The sequence below is a fragment of the Seonamhaeicola marinus genome (assembly GCF_008085455.1).
Window position 1 is genome coordinate 1 of sequence record NZ_VSDQ01000071.1, and the last position, 219, is coordinate 219.

1 protein-coding gene is annotated in these 219 nt (G+C 39.7%); it reads right to left on the reverse strand.

Annotated features, from left to right (window positions below; all coding sequences use genetic code 11):
* Nucleotides 1-219: hypothetical protein (locus tag FUA24_RS00450; protein ID WP_148539595.1), on the reverse strand; the 219-nt coding region annotated here is incomplete at both ends.

Here is a 219-nt window from a genome sequence, read left to right on the forward strand (position 1 = left end):
CTTCCATCTCACCAAAACGCTGACCACCAAATTGTGCTTTACCACCTAATGGTTGTTGTGTAATTAATGAGTAAGGTCCTATAGAACGAGCGTGCATTTTATCATCTACCATGTGGCCTAATTTAAGCATGTAAATTACACCAACTGTTGCAGGTTGATCAAAACGTTCACCTGTTCCACCATCATATAAATACGTATGACCAAAACGTGGTATTCCAG